The following is a 3,420-nucleotide window of genomic DNA, read 5'->3' as shown; positions in this document are numbered from 1 at the left end:
TCGTCATTCATCGCTTGGCTTCATGTCGCCAACTCAGTTCATGCAAGACTGGCTTACGGCTCAGCGGACAAAGGATACGGCTGCATAACTCGGGGCCTCTGGAAGGCGAAAAACCGAGGGAAGCTCAAGTCGCGATTGATGAGTTTCTCTGGCGCGAGACCTATTTCTCCTTGATAGGAGCCGTAGCGACGCCGGCGGGCACTGCCTGCGGCCAAGCCTTCTTGTCTCATCAAACGTCGCACGACTTTCTCCGACATGAAGACCTGCTGCTTACCGAGTGCCGCGCGTATCCGGCGATAGCCGTAGCAACGGTAATTGAGTTCGAAGATCTCTGTGATGACACGACGCACGTCAGCATGCTTGTCAGCGACGAGCAGTCGTGCGCGATGGTAAAAGTACGAGCTGCGGGCAAGACCCAATACGGCGAGCAGCTCTGGCAGCGCATAGGTTTGTCTCAGGGCGTCAACCAGCGGCGTCTTCTCCCGATTGCTCAGGAGTTGCGGGTCGACGCCCAGGCCTTTTTTTAACAGTTCATTGGCCTTCTTCAGGATGTCGTGTTCGAGTTGCAACGTATCCGCCCGAGAACCCCCGTTATTGAGCGAACGTCGCTGATGGCTGACGATTCTCACATTGCGATGACGGGAGGATATCCATGCTGGAAGCGGAGAAGTTGCCTGAGGATGCGGCGGATGTGAGTTCGGCGCCGGCGAGAAGGCGGCGCAATCGTGGCACACGGCCGTGGCGAGAGGTCATAGGCGAGTTTCGAGCAAGCGGGTTGACGGTCCAAGCCTATAGCGAGCGAAGTGGGATTTCCCGCTCCTCGATGACGAGGTACTTGGCGCTTGCTCGCCATGCCGAGCGAAGCGGTGACGTGCGACAGAACGCGGGCGCCACGGTTGCGCTCGCTCGGAACGTGGCGGGCTTTATGCGCGTTGGCATCGTCGATCGCGCTATGGACGCGACTGGCAACGGCAGCTCGTGCGACGTGCCCGAGTTGATCCTGGGCGATGGAGTTCGGCTGCGACTGCCCGCGTATGCGCTCGAGCCTTTGCTTCAGGCGATGATCGATCGTATCGGTGCGGGGGCGCGATGACGATGCTCTCGACGGCCGTGAAGGTATACATCGCCGCCGAGCCGATCGACATGCGCAAGTCGATCGATTCGCTTTCGATGCTGGTGCGCCCGATGTTCGATCAGGACGCGCTAAGCGGACATGTGTTTGTGTTCTACGGCCGGCGCCGCGACAAGATCAAGGTTTTGGTCTATGACCGCACAGGATTTTGGCTGATGTACAAGCGATTCGAGAGCGGCTCGCTGGCTGATCCCGCGGCCATCGCGCGGCGCGGAATCTCGCTTGCCGAACTCACGACATGGCTTGAAGGAATCGACGTCGGCGTGCGTGCGGTGAACGCAACGGTGGTCGCATGAATCGCGAGGATATGCCCATGAGCGGCTCGATCGCGGCGATAATGCTGACCTATGCAACCGCTAAACGTCCCTGCCAAGAAACAACCCTTGCCGATGGCATTGGGGGCGTGGAATCTTCCCGAATTACTCGACGCGATTGCGACGCGCGATGCGATGATCGAGCAGCAACAACGCGAGATCGAACAGCTACGCGAACGAGTCGAAGGGCAAAGCCAATTGCTGGCCAAGACGCAGCAGGCGCTGCTCGAGATGCGGGCCAAACTGAACAACGCACGGCAGGAGATGTTCGGGGCGAGCCGCGAGCGCATGAGTGCGTGGCAACTGGATATCTTCGATCAGACGCACGAGGCACCGCTGCCGCCGCAGCAGCCGGATCTATCGATTCCCGTGGAGGGGCACCGGCGCAAGCGCCGCAGCACGGGCCGTCCGGCGCTGCCCAGCAATCTGCCGATCGAGCGCGTCGTGCATCCGCTGCCGCAGCAGGAGCTGTCGCAATACGATCGAGTGACCGTGATCGGCGAGACCGTCACGCGCACGCTCAAGTACACCCCGGCCAAGATGTCGGTGGTCGAGCATGTGTGCCCGCGCTACGCGCTGGTCAAGAACGGCGTCTCGATGGTGCGCGGTACGACGTTCCAGGCATCCCCGCTGATGAAGAGCAATGCGAGCCCGGAGTTGCTGGCGCGCATCATTGTGGCGCACCTCGACTCGGGCCTGCCGTTTTACCGGCTGGAGGAAGAGTTCGCGATGCACGGGCTGCGCATTTCGCGCAACACGATGAGCGACTGGACGATTCGGCTCGCCAAGCTCATGTTGCCCCTGTACGAGGTGTTCGGTCGGCAACTGCTGAGCGCGCCGGTGATCTTTGGCGACGACACGCCGTTTCCGCAGTTGTGCAAACAACTGGAGCGGACCAAGACGGTGCGGCTGTGGGGCTATGCGAGTGCAGGTGCGATGTTGCACGACGGTCGGTGGGTGAACGTTCCCAAAGTGGTCTATTACGACTACACGTCGAGCCGGGCCGGTCGCTATCCGATGGCACTGCTGGGCAACTACGAGGGCTATCTGCAGGCCGACGATTACTCGGGCTGGGCGGCGCTGTTTCGCGGCGGCAAGGTTCGGCACGTGGCTTGTCATGTGCATGCGCGCAGGATGTTCTACAAGATCTACCGGCAGCTTCGCAAAGAGTCGCCGCACAGCGCCCACGAGAGCGTGGACGCGCAGGCACTGGCTTGGATTCGCAAGCTCTACGAGATCGAGCGCAAGTTGCACGATGCCGATCCGATAGAGCGAAGGCGGGTGCGGCAGCTAGAATCGGTGCCGGTTTTACGCGACTACCAGCTTTGGCTGCAGGCCAAGGCGAACGAAGTGCTGCCCAAGTCAGCCCTGGGCCGTGCAATCGCCTATACGCTATCGAACTGGGAGGCGCTTACGCGCTACGTCGACGACGGCAATCTGGCGATGGATTCGAACCTGATCGAGCGGGCCATCCGCAGGGTCGCCATCGCTCGAAAGAACCATCTGTTTTTGGTTCCGAGGCCGGGGGTAAGGCCGCAGCGGTGTTCTACAGCGTGCTGGCGACGTGTCGCGCCAACGATATCAACCCGTACGATTACCTGAGCGACGTGCTCGGGCGGATCAACGACCACCCGATCAACCGGATCGAGCAATTGGCACCGTACAACTGGAAGCCCTCTGGCGCAGCCGGATCGGCATCGACCGTGGCGTCGACGTCGTCCTTGCCGGTTGCGGGCTCGGCGACCCGGCACTGAACCGGGCTCGCGCATCAAGCGGAACGAAACAACGGAACAAAACGATGGGTAAAGCAAGCGCGGGCAAGACCGAACGCAAGATCTCCGAAACGAGGGTCTGTCAGTAATTTCGTGTTCAAGGCATATGATGCTCCCCAGGAGAAAATATGCCTCGCAAACCCAAGACCCCACCGGTAGACCTGCCGGCGATTCCCGCCGAGCTGCTTGAGCAGTTCGGCAA

General features: G+C 60.9%; 5 protein-coding genes and 1 pseudogene. 4 read left to right on the top strand and 2 right to left on the bottom strand.

The genetic code is table 11. The annotated features are described in order from the left end of the window. Positions 1–128: 128 nt before the first annotated feature. A pseudogene (locus tag GWC77_RS27210) lies at positions 129–569 on the bottom strand (IS3 family transposase); the annotation flags it as partial. A 254-nt stretch (positions 570–823) separates the two neighbouring features. Between GWC77_RS27210 and GWC77_RS29835 the strand changes: the two are divergent. Genes GWC77_RS29835 through GWC77_RS27190 form a run of 4 tightly spaced genes read left to right on the top strand, consistent with a single transcriptional unit; the run spans position 824 to position 3,200 of the window. Next, a complete protein-coding gene (locus GWC77_RS29835; RefSeq protein WP_254367212.1) occupies positions 824–1,093 on the top strand; it encodes a hypothetical protein in 270 nt (89 codons plus the stop codon). Continuing rightward, positions 1,090–1,428, top strand: a complete 339-nt coding sequence (tnpB, locus tag GWC77_RS27200; protein ID WP_173262434.1) for an IS66 family insertion sequence element accessory protein TnpB — start codon at positions 1,090–1,092, stop codon at positions 1,426–1,428. Before GWC77_RS29835 ends, tnpB begins: the two co-directional genes overlap by 4 nt. 51 nt (positions 1,429–1,479) lie before the next feature. Continuing rightward, entirely contained in the window at positions 1,480–3,048 is a 1,569-nt protein-coding gene (locus GWC77_RS27195) for an IS66 family transposase (protein WP_173262431.1), read from the top strand. Next, a complete protein-coding gene (locus GWC77_RS27190; protein ID WP_367949126.1) occupies positions 2,988–3,200 on the top strand; it encodes a transposase domain-containing protein in 213 nt (70 codons plus the stop codon). Before GWC77_RS27195 ends, GWC77_RS27190 begins: the two co-directional genes overlap by 61 nt. A 14-nt stretch (positions 3,201–3,214) precedes the next feature. Here the strand turns inward: GWC77_RS27190 and GWC77_RS29205 are convergent. Next, positions 3,215–3,420, bottom strand: a 206-nt coding sequence (locus tag GWC77_RS29205; RefSeq protein WP_217283432.1) for a hypothetical protein, incomplete at its 5' end; no start/stop codon positions are given.

Origin of the sequence: Paraburkholderia sp. NMBU_R16 (assembly GCF_013282575.1) — a bacterium.
Classification (GTDB): Bacteria; Pseudomonadota; Gammaproteobacteria; order Burkholderiales; family Burkholderiaceae; genus Trinickia.
Note: the sequence above shows the minus strand (reverse complement) of the source record. Positions and strands in the feature narration are given on the sequence as shown.

Excerpts from the sequence above, each read along its gene's own strand:
- GWC77_RS29835 (WP_254367212.1), top strand. The coding sequence starts at position 824 with ATGACGAGGTACTTGGCGCTTGCTCGCCATGCCGAGCGAAGCGGTGAC.
- tnpB (WP_173262434.1), top strand. The coding sequence starts at position 1,090 with ATGACGATGCTCTCGACGGCCGTGAAGGTATACATCGCCGCCGAGCCG.
- GWC77_RS27195 (WP_173262431.1), top strand. The coding sequence starts at position 1,480 with ATGCAACCGCTAAACGTCCCTGCCAAGAAACAACCCTTGCCGATGGCA.